This window comes from Candidatus Tisiphia endosymbiont of Beris chalybata, from assembly GCF_964026555.1.
Classification (GTDB): Bacteria; Pseudomonadota; Alphaproteobacteria; order Rickettsiales; family Rickettsiaceae; genus Tisiphia.
Genome location: NZ_OZ032159.1, coordinates 874988 through 896834 on the forward strand (window position 1 = coordinate 874988; position 21847 = coordinate 896834).

The following is a 21847-nucleotide window of genomic DNA, read 5'->3' on the forward strand; positions in this document are numbered from 1 at the left end:
CGTTTTGCCTAAAAATCCCTTAACTATTTTCAACTTATGCAGGAAATCTAATATTAAGTTTAATATAAGAAATTTATCCCTTAATATTACGCTTCAGTAAATCTTGTGGTTATTTGGCTAATGAAAGTGAAAACAAGAATTTATTGGCTGGGGCGGATGGACTCGAACCACCGAATGACGATATCAAAAACCGTTGCCTTACCACTTGGCTACGCCCCATCTATTTCATCGATAAAACCTTATAGCAATAAACAATACTAGAGTCAAATATAATTTGATATTTTGCGTTGCTGCTCTCACAATAGGCCTTTTTCGAAACTCGTACCGCGTAGGAAATTTGAAGGAGCCTCAGACCTAAAACCGCAGTGCCCCCGCCCTGCCACCCCCCGGGGGGGCAGCTAAGGGATCCCCCTAGAGGTACACAACATGCAAATTATCAGCTAGATTATTTTTATGCAGAACCTCTCTCCTAGAGTTAACTTACTTTCTGTTTATACTCTTTATTCAAAGCTTTAACAGCATATATCCATAAAATTACAATAACAAAAAATATTCCACCAAAATATGGGGTAGCTTCAGCGAAAGTAAAGGAAGGAAGTAAAATAAAAAAAGTTGACTGGATGATACCCCCCCCAGATTTACCAAATCTACCTCCTATAACCTCCACCGCTGCTTGACCTTTTGTTCTAAGCTCTTTGTCCAAAGGAATATAAGCCATATTTTTAGTAGCATCAAATAATGAATATTTTGTTGCCTTACTTAATACATTTTGTATCATACCAATCATAACTGCTGCCGCTAACGGCCCAGAAGTAAATAGTGCGGTAACATGCAGGGCTATAACATTATCAAAGAGAATAAAAGTAAAGAACGCTATACCAGTAATTAACATCATGATAGGAGTAATCATAGCAGCGGTTAACCATGACACTCTTCTTAAAATATTACTACCAACAATCATAAATAATATAGCAGTAAATCCTTGCCACGCTTGGAATTGCCCCATATACATAGTATATTCTTCTTTCGTGGGATATAATTGCTGAATTTTTGATTTCCATACCCCTTCTACAAGATTTACTGAAACCCCATACGCTAAAACGAGTAAAGCAATGAGCCCTAAATATTTTGATGTCAAAATCATTTTAAAGCTTTCTGCAAGTGACAATTTGACTTTACTTTTCTTAGATACTTTATTAGTGGGTTCATATATAGTAGGGTCTGCCAGTACACTTTTGTTGATCCATCTATACAATAATATAACAACTATACTGCTAAATATCATAATAAGCAGTAATGGAATAAATTTTAACTCTTCTGAAACTATGTGGGTCTCTTTACTTAAAAAATATCCCAATATTAAGGCAGTAACTGGCAAGGATAAATTTGCAAGCATACCAAACATAGAATAAAAACGTTTCGCTTCTTCAGTTTTAGTAATCTGATTAGCAAATTGCCAAAATAGTAAACTCAACATCATACTACCCCAAAGCTCAGCCATAGCATAAAAAGTAGCGAAGCTCCATTTACCAATTATTCTAATAAACCACTTTAAGTTAGGATATTCTTGGCTCAAGGCGCTTATTGTTTCGGCATTAGGATGGACTAAATCAGGATAAGGGTATAAAATTAAAGTAAATATTGCAAAATATGCAATAAAAAAGCCTGTAACTACATAGAAAACATTCTCTTGTTTTAATACATCACAAAGCTTTACATAAGCTACCATAGCAATTACTGCAGCAGGTAGTACAATATAAGTTTTTAGAAAACTGATAGCTTCTGGTCCTATAGCAGTTACAACAAAACCATCTTTTATGGACCTAAGAGTAGAGTAATTTAATAAAATACAAAACATCATAGCGGCCATAGGCAGGAATTTTTTATTTTCATGCCATTCAATTGGCCAAATGACCTTCCTCATTTCTGAGAAGTAACTATTATTTTCTGCCTTACTCATACTACTTTTACAGTTAATAATTAATATCAACGCATGATATAGAAAGATAAGAAAAAGTCAAACCAAATGATTACCGCAATTATTAATTCGCAATAAGATGTATCTTTTGATTGACTAAAGGGGGATATTATAGTGTATATTGTGTTATTAAAATATAACAATAGTTTTGATATTTAGCAAGTACTAATATAAATACTTTGTTTAACAAATATTTAGGAGATTGTCATGACAAAAAAAATTAGGTTAATAACTGCGATGGTAGGGCTTTTATTTTTAAACTCTACTAGCTTAGCGGATCAGCAACCCCCCCCTTCTAGCCCTAAACATCTCAATAAAAATAATACTACCGATGAGTTACAAAAAATTATTAATGATTTTGATTCCTATGTTGCTACCATTCCAGCAAATGTAAGAACAGAAGTAAAAGAATATAGAATTAAAATAGCTAACATCAATAAAGAGAAACGTGAGTTATATAAAAGAATTACTCAAGAAGCACAACACTACTTAGCCGAAGAGCAAAAATATAAAAAAAGAATATTAACTCTAAAAAAAGATCAGGTAAATAAGCAAGAAGCTATTAATACGCCTAAAAATAATGAGGCTCCTCATCAAACCAATACCAACAAGGTACTGGCCAAGTAAAATTAGTTCATTAGGCCTCCTTCGAAGTTCGTACCAAGCTGGTAATTTGGCACGCCGAATCTCTAAGGGGGTCTCTTCAGCTGTACCTATTTATACTGCTCGTACTTCAAGAATTGGCGTGCGCCCGAGCCCTAAAGACCTGTGCTGCGTGACTTTGCCACGCTAGCCCTTTCTTGAAGTTGATTCTATCGTCGTCTACCACTCTTCATTTACTCGCGCACGGTCCTGGGGTGAAGAGGCCCTTTCTAGCTCCTGCTTAATGCGAGGTGGGACATAGGCCTGTTTTTTGGATATTAAGAAGTAATGTTCCCTAGGTTCTTATATCCCACGGGTGGATAAAATAAGAAATTACTCTCAACATAGCTCAGCTCAAACATTTTAAATTTTTGTATTGTTTTCTTTGCTCTATTTCACTTTTTGGTTTTCTTTCTTAAATTTTATTTGTAAATATTTTAGGGTGCTTTATTATAAGGTTGCTTACTAAATTGCAAATATTTAGTTGCTGATATACTACTCGTCTTTCAAAAATTGTTTTTTTATTTTATCATGGACTCACGTGCTCACGTGCTCACGTACTGGCATGTACGCAGCAAACGCTCGCCATTTAAAATAAAATCCAATTCTTGAAGTACGAGCAGTATATACTCTTGTGATCTTCAGAATTGAGGTCGTCGTGCACGCGCGCCACGCGAGAGCAGTATACATAACTTATAATTTTAGTTTGATATGGAAGATATTGAAGATTGGCAAGAAAAGCTTGAACATTGTACTTACAGTGATAGGTTAATTAATAAACTTATGAAGTTAAATAAAGAATTCAATAATCAAGTGGATATTAATGAGGTACAAAAAGCAATATATTATGCTAAAAAATATCACGGGCAGCAGAACAGAGAATCAGGAGAACCTTATTATTCCCATCCGTTAGAAGTAGCATACATGGTTTCTGATTACTTATTTCGGACTGATGTTATTGTGACTAGTATATTACACGATACTATTGAAGACACTAAATTAACTCGTGAGGATATTGCAGTCATTTTCGGAGAACAAGTTGCAAGTCAAGTAGCACAGTTAACTAAAGCTAAATCAGATACAAATAATCGCTCTGAAGATTTAATTAAAGCTTTATGGTTACAAAAAAATTATAATTTATTATTCATCAAGTTGTTCGATCGCCTTCATAACATGCGAACAATCAAAATTAAATCGTTAGATAAAGCTAAGAAAATAATTGAGGAAACTACCTTAATTTTTATAGCTCTTGCTGCGTATTTAGAAAACCCTGAATTAGAAGAGGAACTGTATAAGTTATGTTCTGAAGCCGCCACCTCCTTGAAATTGTTTACTACCGATGGCGACTCCTCTCTTTAAAAATTATATCATTAGACCTCTTGCATAACCTAATCTAATTGGTAATTTTGTCGTCGAAACTCCTCTCTGTTCCTCACGTACGTCTATGTACGCTGCGGTACTCGACTTCGTTTCTCCTAAAAATTCTTCAATTATCTTTAGGTTATGCAAGAGGTCTATTATACTCTTTGGCTCCTTCGACATTCGTTTTCAGATCCAATGCTTCAAATCATTCGAGTATACTGCTCATTTTGTTTCTCCAGCTTTTCAAAATAATTGATACCAATAGCATAGCCTATGATCACTGGTAATAATATAAATAGTAGCCCCATATTACCAAAATAATCTATTAAAGAAATTAGCCCAAAAGAGGTAATGCCATAAATTAGTGCTCGCGATATTGCAAAAGCAAGACTAGCTTGGGTAAAACGTGTAAAAACAGGTAGATTCCTAAAAAATACTGGTGAGGCAGGGAAATCACTCTTAGGACCAAAGATCATGACAAATGCCTGGATTAAAAATAATTGAAAAGGACTATTAATTTTATCCAACAATAAGGGACATAGTAGGCTAAAAATACCAAATATAATAGTTAGGGTCTTCAAAATTTTTAGCGGATATATCCTGTAACTCATTGCTGCTAATATTAGCATAGTCGCCAAATGCACTAGAGAAACGCTAAAATTTTGTTGAATAACTTGCTCAGCTTTATAACCAAATCGACTTACTAATAAATTACCGCAATGAATGTAACCAAAATACATATAAACTGGCCACGAGCATTGCACTAAAAAATAAAATATCCCGGGATTAATATTTAATTTGTCATGTAATATTATATTTTCTTTAAGAAGATCAGGGGTTTTAAAAATTTTTTCTACTTTATTCTTTATTCTTAGTTTGGCATTAACAAATTCTGGGGTTTCTTTTAAGCGAGTCCTGGCTAAAGACCCTACTATAGCGACGGTAGCACCAAGCCAAAAAGCTATACGCCAATTAAGACCATAAGAAGTAAATAATGTAGCAGCGCCCAAAGCGCAGCTAATTCCTAATACACCAAAACAGCCAATCATTGCTACTATCGGATATTGTATAGGTGGCTTACTTATTTCACTTAAATAAATTTCTGCTCCAATTAGTTCAGCTGAGGTAGATATTCCTTGCACAATCCGGCATATGATCATAATCCAAGAGGCAGCAATGCCTATTTGGGCATAAGTTGGTAAATTAGCCATGACTACACAGGATACCGCCATTAAGGCGGTAGTAATTATTACAGTAGCTTTGCGGCCGATATTATCACCTATCCACCCAAATAATAAAGCAGCCACAGGGCGAAAAACAAAAGTAGAACAAAAAGTGGTAGCAGACAATAAGGCCTTCATTCTGTCATCTACTTTAGGGAAAAATAGCTCATTGAGCAATACCGACATATGCACAAAAAGCATTAAATCAAAATGTTCAAGTAGGGTGCCTATTGACAATAACCCAACAGCTTCCTTTTGTTTACTAGTTAGGTGAGTTTGAGGGGTGATAATCTTCCCATCAGCTTGTATATATTTATCCATAATCAAGCACCAATTTAAAAAGCTATATATTACTCATCTCTCAAGAATTGCTTAAAATAAAATGAGGATTCTTCAAAGACGAGTAGTATATCTTACAATACTATTATAAATTAGACTGCTTGTTAATAAAGTTTAATAGCAGGCTCTTAAATAACTAATAAAATTTTTAGTAGCACGTGATATTTTAGTTGAGAATTTATTACGTGCGTTTCTATAAGCTTTTTTGCTCCAATAGACCTCTTGCATAACCTAATCTAATTGGTAATTTTGTCGTCGAAACTCCTCTCTGTTCCTCATGTACGTCTATGTACGCTGCGGTACTCGACTTCGTTTCTCCTAAAAATTCTTCAATTATCTTTAGGTTATGCAAGAGGTCTAATAATTAAATTAACATAGAGGTAACTCAAAACCTAGTCTCGGTCACTTTTAAGTTGCTTTTGTATTTCATGCAGATTAATTAAACAATAATGCCAAAGATTCTTAATCTCTTTTTCATACGCCATTAGATCAAAGGTAGTCCAGTCAAATTCTTCTAAAATCTTATAAGCTTTATGAACTGATATTTTACTTCTTACAGTGTTAAATAATCTTTTGATTCTTTCGCCTTGTTCTTTCTTATATTCATTATGATTTGCCGCACCAAATTCGGCTATTTTATGCATTTGATTAGTACGTATTTGGATTTCTATATTGCGACCTGGAAAAGCATTTACCACGACTACATGTAAAGATTGATAACCGTTACCTTTAGGGTTACTAATAAAATCCTTAAGCTTTTCTAAATTGATTTGGTATATATAATTGATAATACCTAAGCTCTTATAACAGTCTTCTTTAGTCTCTACTATAATTCTAATGGCAATTACGTCAGTTAATTCTTGTATATCAATGCCCTTTCTGATCATTTTTTTGAGAATTGAATAAGGATCTTTTAATCTATAGGATATTTTTGGGGTTACATAATTTTGGGATAAGTGCATACGAATTGTGCTAATAATATTGTATAAACTTTCAGTATAATCATATAGCATAAAATGCATACCCTGCTGCCTTCGGAAGAGTTAAAATACCTGGGGAAGCTAATAAATTAGTTAATGTGTTAAAAATTATTTGGCCATTCTTCAAATTGTTATAATGTACCCCTTGCATTTTTTTTAATAAGCTCCCCTTTTTAATGAGAAGTTATACTAAAAGTATTATATTCTATTACAAGGTTAATTAAATCATTTTCTTAGAAAGTGTCCTATCAGCTCTGATTACATCATTATGAAGTTATGGCTATCTTTTTTATTACAACTTTGTGTTTAAATATAGTAAAAATTATAAAAAAGAAAAGCTGATCTTTATGAAATAAGTTTTTTAATCCTAAAACTTTATTTGAAATATTCAAGAGCAAAATATAAAAATATCATTTAACCTCATAATAACCTTCCTGTATAAGGCGATCTAGTCGGTAATTTTGTCTCGAAACCTGGCCTGATTCCCCTTACGCATAGCCAAAGGGGTTTAATTGATAGTATACTCTAGGAACTTCAAGAATTGGCGTCGTCTTGCCCTAAAGATCGAGGATGCTCACGTACTATAGTACGCTGCGCTTCTCGACTTCGCCATTCCTCGCTCTGCTTGAAGTTGATTCTATCGTCTACCAACTCTTCAGGTGCTAGCAGTATATATGGATTTTAAGGTGAGAGGGCGTAAGCAGCATAAGTAATCTTATATTTGGTATAATATAGATATTTTTGGCATTGCTGATAAATAGTTGATGACGTTTACGGTACCCAAGCACAATCTTTGATCGCCATCAACTATTTATCAGCGATGCCATATTTTTATATTGAATTGCTTGTTGCAAAGTATAATTTTTTATTACCTATTAACAAAAAAGTTTAATTATTAATTAATAATTAATTGATTGCTATTAAGATATGTGTATACTACCGCTGTTTCAAACTTTTAACCATAAACTACCTTGCATTATTTGAGATATCCGCCCCTGACAAGTTTCATTATTTTGCTTTCATTGGGTTAGGATATACTGTTCGTACCTGAAGAGTTGGTAGACGAAGGTCAACTTCAAGAAGAGCGAGGAGGGTCAAAGTCGCGCACCGGAGCGTACATATTAGTACGTGAGGAGTGCAGTCTTTAGACATGACGACGCCAATTCTTGAAGTTCACCGAGTATATATAGAGTTAAAAGTATGAAGCATTATCATTAACTAAATAATTATTAATAATATGAACATTTTGAAACATTTCTTGTCATTATTACCGGTTGTTAGTCACTTACTTAGCAACCTGCCGACTGTTTCCGGACGCCCTCATCATGTGCAATCTGAAGATCTGGCACAGGTTGGTAGCGACATAGGTCGCTCACGTGAGGCTAATTACAACCCTTTCTATAGGCAAGTTACTAAAAACGGACAGAGGGATGATCGCCTAAATGACCGATGGACAAAAGCCTTTTTTTTAGGTTCTCAAGAATACGATAATTTCGGTTTCCCTGAGATGAGCAGTAGCAATAACCACAGAGATGATACCGTACCAAACAGCGGATTACCTCTTCAACCCTCAAATTCTAGAGCTAGCCATAATAATGCAAATTCGCCGGTGCGCGGCGAGGCTAAATCATACCTTAGGTCGGGGGATGCGATAGTAGAGCTAGAGTATGACCCCGATATGTCGGAGGCAGAAATACTGCAAACCGCGGAGGCGATGGGGGATGCTATAGAAATATTGCGGAGTGACTACCCTTCTGAGTGGCCCCATACTGTCCAACTGTGCAAATTTTACAAGAAAACTGTAATAAACGAATCTCCACATTACCTAGGTGCTTATAGTCCTTCTGCTAATTCTACTATTACACTTACTTTGGCTAGTAATAGCAGAACCTTTAATTGTGTTATACAAATTAAAAAAATGGGCCCTCAAGAAGAATATGCTACAACCATACATGAAATAGACCATCTTATAGGTTTCCAGCAGACTTTGGGACATGATAGCAACAGGGGGCTAGCGGAAGGCCGTGCCCGTAATACTGAAGCAACAGCAGTACAAAATAAATACCATGATTCAACACTTGAACGTGACAGCCTTATCACTGCACAGCGACTTATGACTTCCCACTTTCCCCAAGTATATGAGAGCGATTCCTCCCCTCAAGGATGGTATACACCACAGTATCCTAATTTACGACAGATATTAGATCCCTTGGATTACTCGGATAACTATAGTATAGGGTTTGCTGTAGTACGGGATATTAAACAATACAATCCAGCAGGTCTAGAACAATATCTTGGATGTGTTAGTAAGGGAACAGCAAGTGATGAGTGTATAGCTATACATTTAGAGCCGGAATTTAAAGTAGTAAGGTTCAAAGATAATTTAGATAATTATGCTAACACTTATAACAATATACTTAATACAACATCTATAACAACGCCTAAGCCAACAACTGCTAAACCAACAACTTCTAAATCATCTACTGTAGAGGAAGGTAGTTATACTGTCTTAACTTGTAAACCTGAGAACAATAATATTAAAATGTTACGGTGTGACAAAATAGAAATAGAAGCCTATAAAAGTATAAGCTATAGAGAGGAGGCAGATGCGAGGCTGTCAAATCATTGTAATACTATTCACCCTCTACAGAAAATATCACCAGGTGATAATATTTTGATCGTGGGGGGTCAACGGGCTGTGGAGATAGTAGCTGATGATAATAGGATAACTTCAATATCTAAAAGTAGTATAGGTATTTTTCAACAAACAGCCCAGGCAGTTGAAAGCCCAAACGGTCATTATAAGTGTGGCGCCCAATTAGTACGTAAGGGTTATAAGCTGGTTAATAAAGCCATTGCTAGGATAGGAATTAATTCTGAACAAGATGATTGTCAAATCCTACAAAATACCCTAGATAAGATTGAGAAACAGACAAGAGACTGTTATGTCAATCCTTTACCTAATGCCTTAGCAGAAGATTTCGATTCTTATTCTCAAGATTTAACGCAGCAATCAGAAGACTCAAATATATTAGGATGGAGTGATATAGTTGAGTACTTAATTTAAAAAACCCTACCTCTCAATACTATAATGTTTATATTGTTTACATGAATTCAGGATAGCTTATTATCCAGAATTCGTAGGTTTAAGAATAGAGCAATAGGCTACTTGCATAAGACAAATACCGAGTATACTCTAGGAACTTCAAGAATTGGCGTCGTCATATAGCTTAAGTCATTGAGGTATGGACAAGTCAAGGGGGAAGTGATATAAGATTTAGGGAAGATAATAAAGAGAGAGAATACATGGCAGCCCCTTATCCATATGAATTACGTATAAGAGTAATATCGGCCCTAGAATCTAAGATGCCAGTAGCAAAGATAACGGGAATATTTAAGGTTTGTAGAGAGACAGTATATAAATGGAAGAAGATTAGACCTCTTGCATAACCTAATCTAATTGGTAATTTTGTCGTCGAAACTCCTCTCTGTTCCTCACGTACGTCTATGTACGCTGCGGTACTCGACTTCGTTTCTCCTAAAAATTCTTCAATTATCTTTAGGTTATGCAAGAGGTCTATTAAAGAAAGCACTGGTGATATCAAAGCCAAGTGTGGTTATCAGAATGGATATAGTCGGAAGCTAATAAAAGATAAAGCAGAGTTTTTAGAATTCATGAAGATAAATGAGGGGAGAAGTATTCAAGAGATAGGAGAGCTAATGCCCAATAGAATGTCGAGTTCAACAATTAAGCGTGCTTTAAAAAGCTTTAATTACACATATAAAAAAAACCTTTTATCACCCCAAGAGGGATATAGTAGCAAGAGAGAAGTTTTGGGAAGAGATAACTTAAATTCCACCAGAAAAGCTAGTATATCTTGATGAATCTGGGATAGAAGATAACGCTTGTCCTCTATATGGTTGAAGTTTAAGAGGAGCAAGATGTTATGGTAACAAAATAGACCTCTTGCATAACCTAAAGATAATTGAAGAATTTTTAGGAGAAACGAAGTCGAGTACCGCAGCGTACATAGACGTATGAACTGCGCCCCTTTTAGCATTTTCAGCTATGATTTCAGCATTTAATTGCCTGCGTTCTGTTCCATGAATATGATGCGCTACTCCAACATGTATGGTAGGAATAAGGTCTATCCCTCGATCCTTATGTGATAAATGCGATACTCTTGATAAATGACCATAAAACTCTAAATGCTTGTTGATGATTTCTGCTTCCTTCTCCCGTGTTTGTACTATAAAACTTTTACTATTCCACTCTCTATTCTTTAAACCAAATTCTACCATACCATTGTCTTTTTCTACCAAATCTCTCATACTCAACATCACATGAAAATGTGGGTTTTTTGGATTATCTAAATGCAAGTTAGCATCTGCTACCATTCCATATTTGACGTAACACTCTTTAACTATTTCCTCCATCAAAACTTGATTCTGCTCACGCGTTAATTCTACTGGTAAGGCAATGTCGAATTCTCTGGCTAACTGACCATCTTTTCGTGTTTCTCTATGGGTTACTTTATTCCACAACTTCTCTCGATCATATACCCATTCAGGCGAACCTTCAGGAGCATATATATTACTAAACACTACCCCCTGCTTCTTACTATAATCCCATACTTGCTCCGTAGTTAAACCAGTATCGGTATCAACAATATGCTCAAGCAGCTTTGAACCACTTCGATATGCTGCAGCAGCTACCGCGCTTCTACCACTGCTCTTACCGATAACTTGGGTATGATGATGAAATATCGCCATATGCTTGCCAAAAATGTTGTTAGTTTAGTGCAAAAAAGTAAACTAAATATTGAAATAGCCATCGAAAACCAGCAAGTAATATCCTTATTACTTGCCTTAATAGGCATTCCTTACATATTTTAGGTTAGTATTTAACTTACTATAAGCGCACGTTTGGGTGAAACCCAAACGTATCAGTGCACTATTAGCCTACTAATAGAACTTATTCTACAGATGTTTCTACTTTTTTCAACCACTTAATCGCATTTTTTCTTGCTACGGGGTTTAAAAGGGGGTATACTACCCCCTTTTAAACCCCCCAATGGTAATATCGGGGGAGTGCTAACAAATATATGTTGTTGATATGACTATTTGTTTTTACACTGTAACCACCGTAACTCTCTATAGAGTTAGCTTATTTTTGACTACAAATAACAAAATAAACTATGGATTTTATACTATTAGAACTATTTTTAACTTAAATAATGGAACGCATATGCCTTCTAAAACTAGATCTGCTACCGAAAGATTAGCTTCCATAGAAGTACAAAAACAACAATTGATTAAAAAAAGACAAAGTGAATTGGCAAGCATTATTGTTAGGCAAAACTCTTTAACCATTGATGACCACTTACTCACTGGCTTCCTAATATTTGCTGCTGATCCTGAAAACAAAAATCATCCTACTCTTCTACAATTTAAAGAGCTGGCTAAATCCCGTAAATCTCCCAGTAATAGTAAATCATCAAACCAAAAACCAACTCAAACGAATCATTAGAAAAATACATTATTTCCGTATGCAAGAGGTAAAAATATCTATTCAACAACGTAAAAATGATACTCGCAAAAAAATTATTCTAGGGGGCTTATTTGTTAAAGCTGGACTCGATCATTTCTATCCACATGATCCTGCTACTTTATATGGGATGTTATTACATGGTAAAGACTTACTACACAATTCTAACTTTGCACAAAAATTTAAAGAATTAGGCAAAGACTTAATCAAAAAAGTATAGTTGGTTTTTGGTACTTTGTAGAAATATACAAAATGGCTTTAAGTGAAATATAGTTGGAGGAAAGATACCAAATATTATAACTTAAGACTGCAAACCAATCTGCTTGGTTTTGTTGATGTAGTTTGCTCATGGGGAAGCGTGCACAATAAACAAGGTGCTGGCTATAAAGTTATTCCTTGTAATACCCAGGAAGATATTGACCTTGTAATTCAAAACATCACTAAACGTAGAAAAACTCGCGGTTATAATTATACCTAAGTCTCCCCAAAAAAACATACGCATTAAGTTAATTACTTGTAGTATTTTTACTGCTTTTGTTCCTTAATTTACATAAAGTATATAATAGATTCTGGTTATTGCTACCCCCCTTCTTTATTTCCATTTAGATCATCATCTACATTCGAGATTAGAAATTCAATACCCTTTCATCAAATATTCATGGTGAGAAAGAAACATCATGACTCTATAATTCCAAATTACACTAGTCTTAGCAGTAGAAACAAAGTTAGCTGAAGTAAGATACAAGGCTATACTTATAATAACATAAATATACAGCATCCATTAAATAATAAGTTTAAGTTAATATTAGATTATCTATTAGTAGTTTACTTTATTGCTATTTATGCTAAAATATTCTAACCAAACTGTTATATCTATATGATTTATGATGACCTATTTTCCAAAGAATTATTACAAGCTATTGATAGATTTATTGCTTTAAGAATCAGGGCTTTAAGATTCTATCATAAATGTTCAAGAGCACAACTAACCCAAATGATAAATATATCTATTATAGACTTGGAAAAATATGAGTCCGCTACTAAAACAATACCTGTCGAAATTCTAAAATTAATAGCTGAGGCTTTAATAGGAGGTAAAATTGACTATTTCTATAAAGGTCTAAATGCCGTAATCACCCTCCCTCCACTTAATTCTAAAATATCAAATGATACTTAATTAATTTTACTAAGGACAATTAATACTAAGTTGCGATTTATAAGATAGTTAGTATAATCAGTCTATAAGAATTAATAATGAAGGTTTTAATTGGATAATACCTAACCTAAAAATCGCAACTTGGTATAAGATATGATTGTACTACCACAAACTCTACAAAGAGTAGTACGATTAATAAAAAATTATGGTCATAAGATATTGTATCTTGAATATATATCTGACAGTCAAAAATTAACTGACTTTAAAAATACGGTTTGGCTCGATTTAATTGACGCTCAAAATTTCCTGGCTCACATTAAATGATTCTATATTTTCCTCTGGCTCACTTTATTTGACTTTATCCACTGGTGCAATATTGACTGAATTTGGATTTTTAAATAATAATTCTTTAACTATTTTGTAATTTATATAGGTAAATGATTAGATAAAAACGTTCGTTTTTTTATAATAAAAATTATGGTATTTCTTAAAATAGTAAATATACACATGATGTATTGACAGAGTATGTATATTATATGTACAATATACTAAATATAAATATGAAAAACTATGAGCTATAAATTAGACGAATATGAACAGGAAATAGAAAGCAATTTTGAAAAACAGCTTAGTATTAAAAGCCAAGATTATTTTGGCTTATTTCAAACTTCTGCTAAAATGCATTTAAAGAAAAAACATCCCATTACGATAAGAGTAGCTGAACAGGACATTGAAGCTATAAAAATTAAAGCTTCAAAGCTTGGATTAGCATATCAAACATATATTAATATGCTAATTCATAAAGAAGCTACAAAATTATAGTCTTTAGGTAGTTTAAGTTGATTAAATTTAGATACAATTATGAAAAAAATTCAAAATTATTACTAAAAAGAGGAATAGGTTTTGAAGAAATAATTCAAGCAATAGCAGATGGTAATCTATTAGATATAACAAAGCATCCTAATCACGAGCAATATCCAAATCAAAATATTTTATATGTAAGGATAGTAAGTGAAGTATATGCTGTACCTTACATAACAGAAGATGAAGAAACTATTTTTCTTAAAACACTTTTTCCAAGCCGAAAAGCAAGAGAGAAATTTCTAGGTTAAAAAGCCTTAATTAGAAAAAAACCTAATTATTAGTATATTTTTATAATAGTTCTTATAGAAAGAGCAATGATTTTATTTGAATTTACATTATTAAAAAAACGAACGTTTTTATCTAATCATTTACCTATATAAATTACAAAATAGTTAAAGAATTATTATTTAAAAATCCAAATTCAGTCAATATTGCACCAGTGGATAAAGTCAAATAAAGTGAGCCAAAGGAAAATATAGAATCATTTAATGTGAGCCAGGAAATTTTGAGCGTCAATTAAATCGAGCCAAACCGTATTTTTAAAGTCATTTAATTTGAGCCGCTTACCCCAGATGAAAGCAAGCCAACCTCATTTCGAAAGCAAGCCGCTACAGCTAATGGCGGTAAGATCATAGCTAAAACTGAAAATGATCAACTCATATTTAAAGAGTGTGGCCGTTTGATTTGCAATATTATTCTGTACTATAACAGCTATATTCTATCTCAATTTTATTTACAAAAACTAAAAGAAAATAACATAAATCAGATCAATGCTTTGAAGAGGATAAGTCCTGCATCTTGGAATAATGTGAATTTGCATGGGAAGTACGAGTTTAACAAAAATTCTTCTAATATTAGTTTTAGTAATTTAAATAAACTCATTAAGAGTGAAAGTTTAGTGGATGGTATTTTAGATCATCAAGAGCAAACCTTGCTAGACGAAGAGGAAAGTTAATAAAAAAATATTCCTTAATGTACCTTTTAGCGGGGATGGGCAATTAACCCCATATTGTAGCAAATGAAGCAAAGATTAGGGAAGCAAAAAAACAAAATAAGGATATTAACGAAATCTTAAGACAAGAAAAGAAAGTACTAGAAAATATTGTAGGGTTATTATCAACGTCTCAAGAGAAATCACATATTGATGGGCATAAGGTTAAGGAGATTAATTCTAACCCTGAAGACTCAAATAACTTTTTAGCAACACTAAGAAAATTGGTTTATAAATTACTAAATATTTGTACTTTAGGTAAATATGGTAAATCTGCTAATAAAGATCCCGAACATCACACCAATATAATAACTGATCCTGCTCAAGCTATGAAGGATAATATAAATAATCTTAAAAGATATAAGGAAGAATTGACAATAAGAAGTAATAAATGTCAAGAATTAGAGGAATTACAGCAGCAAGTCAAATTATATAAAGATCGAATAGAGACAAACCCGAAAGAGTATAATAAGTCTTCGTATGACAAAAATTTACAAGCACAATTAAAAGAAAAAATGCAATCAAAAATAAGTTCCTCTCAAAGAACAAGATAATTCTAAAATTACTTGCTCAACAAGCATTTTTCACCCTAATATAAAAATACTAATATAAATTTAGTATTTTATAATATAATCTACTAATGGGGTGAATTATGTTTAAACTTAAAGAGCTAACAACAGATACTATAACGCCAGATGAAACAAAAAAGTGTCAAACTCTATTTGATTGGATATTAGGTCATGAAGAACAACGTTTAGAAAATCAACGTATATTAGAACAAAAAGAGAAGAAGCATTCTCTTCTTATAGAGCAAATGTTTAAAGATAGAGAGAAAATAAAACAAAACAACAATAATTTATTATTTGCTTTAAATGTATTAGTACAACAAGTAAATTCTTACTGGGATATAGAAAATCAAGGAAAATTAATTAAAGCAGTAATTAATACAGATAATGATCAATTAATTACATTTAAGTTTAATGAAAAAGACAACTCCAAAGAGCACCAAAAACTTGCTAGATCCTTCACCGATTATATCCAAAAGCGAGATAACTCTAAGCTAGCACATAAAAAACTGAAAAAAAGTATTAGTATATAAAATAAGAAAATGTTGAAATGGTACAAGCAATACTTAAGGAAGATCCTAAATCTACTGAAATTAAAAATAATTTCAGTGAAACTACTCTGCATATAGCAGCACATCCTAAAGATGCTGAAAAAGGCATTGAAATAATAGAAGCAATACTTACAATCAACCCTAAATCGGCAACTATTAAAAATAAAGATGGTAAAACCCCCAGGGCTGCCTCATATAAAAAATTATATAAGTAATATTGAATAAAAATTATTATAGTAGTGGTTACAAATAAGTGAGTGGTAACCATGAGAGAAGAAGAATTACGAGAAAGTTTTGAAGACTTTATTAATGGAATAAATGATCATAGAGTTGATAGGAATAAGCTTCATAGTGTGGAGGAGATTTTATTTTTGACTTTAACTGCAATTATTTGTGGAGCAGAAGGTTGGCGAGATATTGAACGATTTGGCAGGTTAAAATTAGAATTTTTACGTACGGTGTTTCCATATGCTAATGGAATTCCTTCTGACGATACGTTACGACGTTTTTTTCGAGTACTTGATCCTAAAACATTCAGCACATGCTTTACCGTTTGGGCAAGTAGCTTAAAACTTCCAAGTAGCACACATATAGCTATAGATGGGAAAGTGTCTCGTCATACATTCGATGGTGATAAGAATCCATTACATATGGTATCAGCTTTTGCTAGTGAATGTCGAACAGTGTTAGCACAAGAGAAAGTATCTGATAAAAGTAATGAAATTACAGCAATACCTAAATTACTTGGTATTCTAGACATAAAAGGAGCTATTGTTACCATTGATGCTATGGGCTGTCAAAGAGAGATTGCCCAAGCAATTATCGATAAAGAAGCAGATTACATATTATCATTAAAAGGTAATCAAGGAAATTTACACCAAGATATTAAGTTAGTATTTGCAGATAAAGAGTTGCTGAATGAATTGTCAGTTGATATCAATCAAACAACTGACGGAAGTGAGCATGGACGTATTGAAGAACGGATTTATCGAGCTGTTACTATGCCACAAGAATTACAGGAGCAACATAATTGGCCGGAGCTTAAGACAATTATAGAGGTTATAAGTAAACGAGAAATAAAAGGAGTTTTATCTGAAGAAACAAGATATTACATTAGCTCTTTAGAGCAAGAAGCAGTAAAAATCGGTATGGCAATCCGATCTCATTGGGCTATTGAGAATAGTGTGCACTGGATTTTGGATGTTAGTTTTAGAGATGATGATTCACGTATTAGAAAAGGTAATGCTCCTCAAAATATAGCTATTATTAAACACATGGCATTGAATGTATTACAGAAGGCTAAGCAAAAAAGGGATTCTATCAAGCAGCTTAGAAAAGCAGCTGGTTGGGATAATAATCAACTACTCACTATCTTACAGTATATTTAAGTGCGGCAGCCCTGCAGTTTATTACTGAATCTGTTGACTCGCTGGTAACTAATTTTCGTTCCTCTCAGCTTTGGTCAGATAGTCTTCAAAGCCAGTTTATGACTGCGCAAAGTAAAATGGGGTCATTAACTAATAGATCGAGTGAACTTAATTCTCAAGAACAAAGACAATCCGAGAGTCTGACCTTAAAATGGGCCCAAAGTGATTCAATGATTAAAGGTTTTTCATTTAGTGAAAATCAAGCGATCAAAGAATCTATTTTACAAGGGCAATCTCTTAACGAAAATTACGGTAGTAGTGAAAGAAAAGAAACCTCTACTAGTACTAATGCAAGTTTAGGGTTAAATTTAGGAGTTGTTAATGCAGGTGGAGGAGTAGGTGCTAATAATAGTAAAACTGAAGCCTATGATACATCAGCAAGCAAACAAAAAGCCTATAATGATGCTTTAGAAAAAGTAAAATCAGCTCAAAGAGATAATCGGATTAGTACTAGCAATGATGAAGTTAGATCATTAGGCCAAGATTTAATTAGTACCTGGAATGAACAACAATCAGTTAGTAGAGAAATAGCTAAAACAACGCAAACAATGCAACAATTATCCAACCAAAGAAACTATGTTGAGAGTAACTCCGCTACTATTGACCGCAACATGAATGAACCAGTTTTACAAGCAATTATTGCTCGAAATATCCCAGGAGTAACCAGCAAGGAACAAGCAGCTAGATGGGCAAGCCACCACAGTCATGAAGCTATGAACATAGCACAAGAAGTAGTTGGTATAAATAAACCATTACCCCAAAGTAATTGGAACGATAGTCACCCTCAAGTTAAAGATCTACAGTCAATTGATTCTATCATTAACAATACACCAATGACAACACAAGAGGACCTGAAAACCAACTATCTAGAATCAAATAATAGATTACAAGAGCAAGCTACTGTGACAGATAGCACAGGTGCATCAAAAGCATTAGCCGAATCAGTAAAATCTGATTTAAATAAAGGCAAAAAATTGTATAGTCAAAATGTAGATGAAATACTTGACAATCAATTGTCCAGCTCAGAAAGAGAGAAAGCAGTAGATCTTGAAATTACGACTGTTGATATCAAGGATGATAGTAACAAATTAAAAGAGCAATTTGATCAAACCAGCAATTCAACAATTGTTAGAACTGCGGGACGAGTAGTGGATAATATGAGGTTAAATACAGATGCTATCAAAAAGCAAAATATTACTTTGCCTTTAAGCAATAACAAGGATAATAAAAATTAATATTTTAAAAATAAAAAGTAATTTATGAGTATGATAAAAAAGTTAGTTGTAACTATCCTGTCATTGCTATTATTTAATATAACAATTGTAACCGCCAAAGAATCTTTAAACCAAGAGGTTACTAACAAACATAGACTGCAACAAAATATCCAAGATCAGGATTTAACTAACGATTCTGATCTCACTGCTGCAAAATCCTATTATGATAAAGGAATAGCTTTTAAAAGATTTAAAAAATATCAAGATGCCATAGAAAATTTTGACCTAGCCATTAAACATAAACATGATTATGCAGAAAGCTACTTGGAAAGAGGATGTTGTTTATTACACTTAGAAAAATATCAAAAAGCTATAGAGAATTTTGATCTCGCTATTAAATATCAACCTAATTATGTGGAAAGCTATTTAGAAAAAGGACATGCTTTATCAGAATTAGGAAAACAACATGCAGCTATAGAAAATTATAACATAGCTATAAAATACCAACCTGATTATTCAAATGCCTATCACAACAAGGGAGTAGCTTTTGAAAGGTTAGGGCAATATCAAGAAGCTATAGAAAATTATAATTTAGCAATTAAATACCAACCTAATGATGCACCGACATATTATAACAAGGGTATATCTTTAATAAAGTTAGGAAGATACCAAGAAGCTATAGAAAATTTTGACCTGGCTATACAATACAAACCTGAACTTACTGAAAGTTATCAAGAAAAAGGTCAAGTATTACAAAAACTTGGAAAATCTAAGGACGCTACAGAATTATTTAATAAAGCTAAATCGTTGTCAAAGTAAATTTTTTATCTACTAATAGATTAACCGCGCGTGTAGCCTTAAGAAAATGGCTAAAATCGCTATAATAACGCCATGTTCGACTTTTTTTTAAGATTGACAAAAGAATAGGATAGCCTAATAAGGTCATAGTTCAATTATCGAGAAAGAAGCTATGACCCTAGAAACGTTAATTCTGGATAAGAGAGTTATGAATATATAGATTAAAGTCAAGTTTTGTGGAAGGTTTAGTTTTTTTTAGAGAATAAGCAACTAGGGTAGAAAGAATATGAACAAAAGCATTAATAGGAGATCTATGTCTTGTATGTTCAAGATTCATTTTATTTTTTAAAAAATCAAAAACTGTTTCAATTAAGTTTCGTTTTCGAAGCAAGATTTTTTCCTTTAAATCCATTAATTTATTCGCCATATTTTTCTTAATTCCATGAATCATTTTTAAGCCTCTTTCATATAAATTTAAAAACAAATTTTGCTTGATATATCCCTTGTCAGCGGCCATAATGCCAGTTAATCCTTTAGTTAATTGCGCTACCGGAACTCTATCATCTACATTACCATTAGTCACTTTTAATGCCATAATTTCTCCTTGGTTATTAATTATTAAATGTAATTTAAAGCCATAAAAATATCCCATAGAGGATTTACTATGTTTGGCTAATCCTTTAAAAACTTTATTACTATAGCGTCGTTTATTGTGACAAGCTTTAATTGTTGTAGAGTCAATAAAATAAATACCTGTTTCTTGCCCAAATAATAAATGAATCAACATATTTAAGGGCATGAATAATCGCGGCATTAAAGCAACAAATCTGTTATAGCTTAGGGCGCTAGGGAAGTCGTTCTTATGTAAATATTCGACGTAAGTTTTATAGAAAAATTTAAAGTTCTTAGCATGCGATGTATGAAACATAATTATTATTGTTAACATTTCGCTTAAACTCATATTACAAGCGCGATCTCTCTGCTTATTGGATGGTAATAATTTGCTCTTTTCATATTCAAGATAAATTTTACAAAAATCATCTATAAAACTATATAATTCTGTGATATCTTTCTTCATGCCTACAGTTTGTTTTTTTGTTCAAAAACTTCAATACTGTAGGTTGCCTCCCTTGGCAATCCTTATTATACGCCATGTTCGACTTTTTTTTAAGATTGACAAAAGAATAGGATAGACTAATAAGGTCATAGTTCAATTATCGAGAAAGAAGCTATGACCCTAGAAGAGTTTATCATTACTGTGTATTGTTTCATAGAAGAAAAAATGACTATCTTAACGCCATGTTCGACTTTTTTTTAGCAGGTAACTAATTTTTCGAGTTGTGTTGGCACAAGTTTTAAAGACTTTGTCAAAAATGTAGCAATAGTATGAGCAAGTAATTTTCTAGCGATGCGAGATTGTAGATGCCAGTAACTCTTAACTCTGATAGCATTAATAGCAAAACGTTCTGTAAGCTGACCAATAACAGTTTCAATTAAACGACGAGTAGCAGTAATCCATTTAAGGAAATTCTTGGATCTATTATCCTTCATATTCTTTTTTAAAGGTGTTTGTAAATCAATGTTTTTGGTGGCCAACTCATCTTTTAAATCCTGACCAAGATAGCCTTTATCGCCCAGTACCATGCCACTAATATTAGGAGACATTACTTGCAGAGCTTCACGTTCAGACCCATTAGCAGGAGTTATCATGAATCCAGCTATTCGACCTTCTTCATTAATTAATACGTGTCCTAGAAAACCGTAATAATAGCTATCTTTCGAAGCGCAGTACCCATAGTCAGCGTATTCCTTAAAACATCGCCCTCTCGTTGCTCGGGCCAAATTTATTACAGGAATCGGTACCCCATCTATCATATGCAGATCTGATTTGCTTGCACTCTTAAACAAGTCGGCAAGCAGCATGTTCTTAATAGATAAAAGACCGCTACATTGCTTCACATAAGACGGTCTACTCTTTAGATTGGGAAACCATTCTTGAAAATGACGTTTAAAATATTCCCATATCTGCTTGTCTTGGTGCAAACCGATAAATTCTCCCACCACTTCCATTGTTAATGCTTCCACGTCACTTAAGCAAGGTGGAAATCCTGCTTTCCTTACTTTGATATTTTTGGTTATTATAGTCATTTTTTCTTCTATGAAACAATACACAGTAATGATAAACTCTTCTAGGGTCATAGCTTCTTT

General features: G+C 33.2%; 24 protein-coding genes, 1 tRNA gene and 1 pseudogene. 16 read left to right on the forward strand and 10 right to left on the reverse strand.

The features are described from left to right. Positions 1–144: 144 nt before the first annotated feature. Together AAGD44_RS04180 and AAGD44_RS04185 are read right to left on the reverse strand one after the other, a co-directional pair. Positions 145–219: transfer RNA gene (locus AAGD44_RS04180), tRNA-Gln, on the reverse strand. Between the two features lie 256 nt (positions 220–475). Then, positions 476–1960: an Npt1/Npt2 family nucleotide transporter gene (locus tag AAGD44_RS04185; protein WP_341763517.1), complete on the reverse strand. Its 1485-nt coding sequence runs from the start codon at positions 1958–1960 to the stop codon at positions 476–478. 225 nt (positions 1961–2185) lie between these two features. Between AAGD44_RS04185 and AAGD44_RS04190 the strand changes: the two genes are divergently transcribed. Together AAGD44_RS04190 and AAGD44_RS04195 are read left to right on the forward strand one after the other, a co-directional pair. Beyond that, positions 2186–2605 (forward strand): hypothetical protein, encoded by a 420-nt coding sequence (locus tag AAGD44_RS04190; protein WP_341763518.1) that lies wholly within the window; start codon positions 2186–2188, stop codon positions 2603–2605. Between the two features lie 726 nt (positions 2606–3331). Then, the gene (locus AAGD44_RS04195; protein WP_341763519.1) at positions 3332–3979 is read left to right on the forward strand and encodes an HD domain-containing protein; all 648 of its coding nucleotides are present in this window, start codon (positions 3332–3334) and stop codon (positions 3977–3979) included. 3 nt (positions 3980–3982) lie between these two features. Here AAGD44_RS04195 and AAGD44_RS04200 read toward each other — a convergent pair whose 3' ends face one another. From AAGD44_RS04200 to AAGD44_RS04215, 4 genes are all read right to left on the reverse strand, one after another. Beyond that, positions 3983–4129 carry a palindromic element RPE1 domain-containing protein gene (locus AAGD44_RS04200; protein WP_341763520.1) on the reverse strand — a complete coding sequence of 49 codons (147 nt, stop codon included), beginning with the start codon at positions 4127–4129 and terminating at the stop codon, positions 3983–3985. 53 nt (positions 4130–4182) lie between these two features. Beyond that, positions 4183–5526, reverse strand: coding sequence for an MFS transporter (locus tag AAGD44_RS04205; protein WP_341763521.1), 1344 nt, complete (start codon positions 5524–5526; stop codon positions 4183–4185). A 211-nt stretch (positions 5527–5737) separates the two neighbouring features. After that, positions 5738–5896, reverse strand: a complete 159-nt coding sequence (locus AAGD44_RS04210) for a palindromic element RPE1 domain-containing protein (RefSeq protein ID WP_341763522.1) — start codon at positions 5894–5896, stop codon at positions 5738–5740. A gap of 40 nt (positions 5897–5936) precedes the next feature. After that, entirely contained in the window at positions 5937–6566 is a 630-nt protein-coding gene (locus AAGD44_RS04215) for a bifunctional (p)ppGpp synthetase/guanosine-3',5'-bis(diphosphate) 3'-pyrophosphohydrolase (RefSeq protein WP_341763523.1), read from the reverse strand. Between the two features lie 1195 nt (positions 6567–7761). On the opposite strand from AAGD44_RS04215, the gene AAGD44_RS04220 reads away from it, so the two are divergent. Together AAGD44_RS04220 and AAGD44_RS07820 are read left to right on the forward strand one after the other, a co-directional pair. Beyond that, positions 7762–9591 carry a hypothetical protein gene (locus AAGD44_RS04220; RefSeq protein ID WP_341763524.1) on the forward strand — a complete coding sequence of 610 codons (1830 nt, stop codon included), beginning with the start codon at positions 7762–7764 and terminating at the stop codon, positions 9589–9591. Between the two features lie 299 nt (positions 9592–9890). Then, positions 9891–9974, forward strand: a complete 84-nt coding sequence (locus tag AAGD44_RS07820; RefSeq protein ID WP_410521009.1) for a hypothetical protein — start codon at positions 9891–9893, stop codon at positions 9972–9974. 495 nt (positions 9975–10469) lie between these two features. Here AAGD44_RS07820 and mobQ read toward each other — a convergent pair whose 3' ends face one another. Further along, positions 10470–11297, reverse strand: a complete 828-nt coding sequence (gene mobQ, locus AAGD44_RS04230; protein WP_341763526.1) for a MobQ family relaxase — start codon at positions 11295–11297, stop codon at positions 10470–10472. A 400-nt stretch (positions 11298–11697) separates the two neighbouring features. Here mobQ and AAGD44_RS04235 point away from each other — a divergent pair, with 400 nt between their 5' ends. The 12 genes and pseudogenes from AAGD44_RS04235 to AAGD44_RS04290 all read left to right on the forward strand — a co-directional run bounded on the left by AAGD44_RS04235 (position 11698) and on the right by AAGD44_RS04290 (position 19660). Beyond that, positions 11698–12054: a hypothetical protein gene (locus AAGD44_RS04235; protein WP_341763527.1), complete on the forward strand. Its 357-nt coding sequence runs from the start codon at positions 11698–11700 to the stop codon at positions 12052–12054. 19 nt (positions 12055–12073) lie between these two features. Then, a complete protein-coding gene (locus AAGD44_RS04240; RefSeq protein ID WP_341763528.1) occupies positions 12074–12292 on the forward strand; it encodes a conjugal transfer protein TraD in 219 nt (72 codons plus the stop codon). 657 nt (positions 12293–12949) lie between these two features. Further along, a complete protein-coding gene (locus AAGD44_RS04245; RefSeq protein WP_341763529.1) occupies positions 12950–13249 on the forward strand; it encodes a helix-turn-helix transcriptional regulator in 300 nt (99 codons plus the stop codon). 549 nt (positions 13250–13798) lie between these two features. Continuing rightward, positions 13799–14050 carry a CopG family antitoxin gene (locus AAGD44_RS04250; RefSeq protein ID WP_341763530.1) on the forward strand — a complete coding sequence of 84 codons (252 nt, stop codon included), beginning with the start codon at positions 13799–13801 and terminating at the stop codon, positions 14048–14050. 17 nt (positions 14051–14067) lie between these two features. Next, on the forward strand, positions 14068–14340 hold the full coding sequence (locus AAGD44_RS04255) for a hypothetical protein (RefSeq protein WP_341763531.1): 273 nt from the start codon (positions 14068–14070) through the stop codon (positions 14338–14340). Between the two features lie 356 nt (positions 14341–14696). Beyond that, positions 14697–15047, forward strand: a pseudogene (locus AAGD44_RS04260) (Tn3 family transposase); the annotation flags it as partial. A 260-nt stretch (positions 15048–15307) separates the two neighbouring features. After that, positions 15308–15637 carry a hypothetical protein gene (locus AAGD44_RS04265; protein WP_341763532.1) on the forward strand — a complete coding sequence of 110 codons (330 nt, stop codon included), beginning with the start codon at positions 15308–15310 and terminating at the stop codon, positions 15635–15637. Positions 15638–15735: 98 nt separating this feature from the next. Further along, a complete protein-coding gene (locus AAGD44_RS04270; RefSeq protein WP_341763533.1) occupies positions 15736–16182 on the forward strand; it encodes a hypothetical protein in 447 nt (148 codons plus the stop codon). 17 nt (positions 16183–16199) lie between these two features. Beyond that, the gene (locus tag AAGD44_RS04275; protein WP_341763534.1) at positions 16200–16415 is read left to right on the forward strand and encodes an ankyrin repeat domain-containing protein; all 216 of its coding nucleotides are present in this window, start codon (positions 16200–16202) and stop codon (positions 16413–16415) included. A gap of 51 nt (positions 16416–16466) precedes the next feature. Continuing rightward, entirely contained in the window at positions 16467–17588 is a 1122-nt protein-coding gene (locus AAGD44_RS04280; RefSeq protein ID WP_341763535.1) for an ISAs1 family transposase, read from the forward strand. A gap of 98 nt (positions 17589–17686) precedes the next feature. Beyond that, on the forward strand, positions 17687–18862 hold the full coding sequence (locus AAGD44_RS04285; RefSeq protein ID WP_341763536.1) for a hypothetical protein: 1176 nt from the start codon (positions 17687–17689) through the stop codon (positions 18860–18862). A 30-nt stretch (positions 18863–18892) separates the two neighbouring features. Continuing rightward, positions 18893–19660 carry a tetratricopeptide repeat protein gene (locus tag AAGD44_RS04290; protein WP_341763537.1) on the forward strand — a complete coding sequence of 256 codons (768 nt, stop codon included), beginning with the start codon at positions 18893–18895 and terminating at the stop codon, positions 19658–19660. On the opposite strand, the gene AAGD44_RS04295 is transcribed toward AAGD44_RS04290, so the two are convergent. The 3 genes from AAGD44_RS04295 to AAGD44_RS04305 all read right to left on the reverse strand — a co-directional run bounded on the left by AAGD44_RS04295 (position 19641) and on the right by AAGD44_RS04305 (position 21838). After that, positions 19641–19787 (reverse strand): hypothetical protein, encoded by a 147-nt coding sequence (locus AAGD44_RS04295; RefSeq protein WP_341763538.1) that lies wholly within the window; start codon positions 19785–19787, stop codon positions 19641–19643. The two genes, AAGD44_RS04290 and AAGD44_RS04295, sit on opposite strands and share 20 nt — an antisense overlap. Positions 19788–19826: 39 nt before the next feature. Continuing rightward, the gene (locus AAGD44_RS04300) at positions 19827–20717 is read right to left on the reverse strand and encodes an IS982 family transposase (protein WP_341763461.1); all 891 of its coding nucleotides are present in this window, start codon (positions 20715–20717) and stop codon (positions 19827–19829) included. 236 nt (positions 20718–20953) lie between these two features. Continuing rightward, positions 20954–21838 (reverse strand): IS982 family transposase, encoded by an 885-nt coding sequence (locus AAGD44_RS04305; RefSeq protein WP_341763539.1) that lies wholly within the window; start codon positions 21836–21838, stop codon positions 20954–20956. Between the last annotated feature and the right edge of the window lie 9 nt (positions 21839–21847).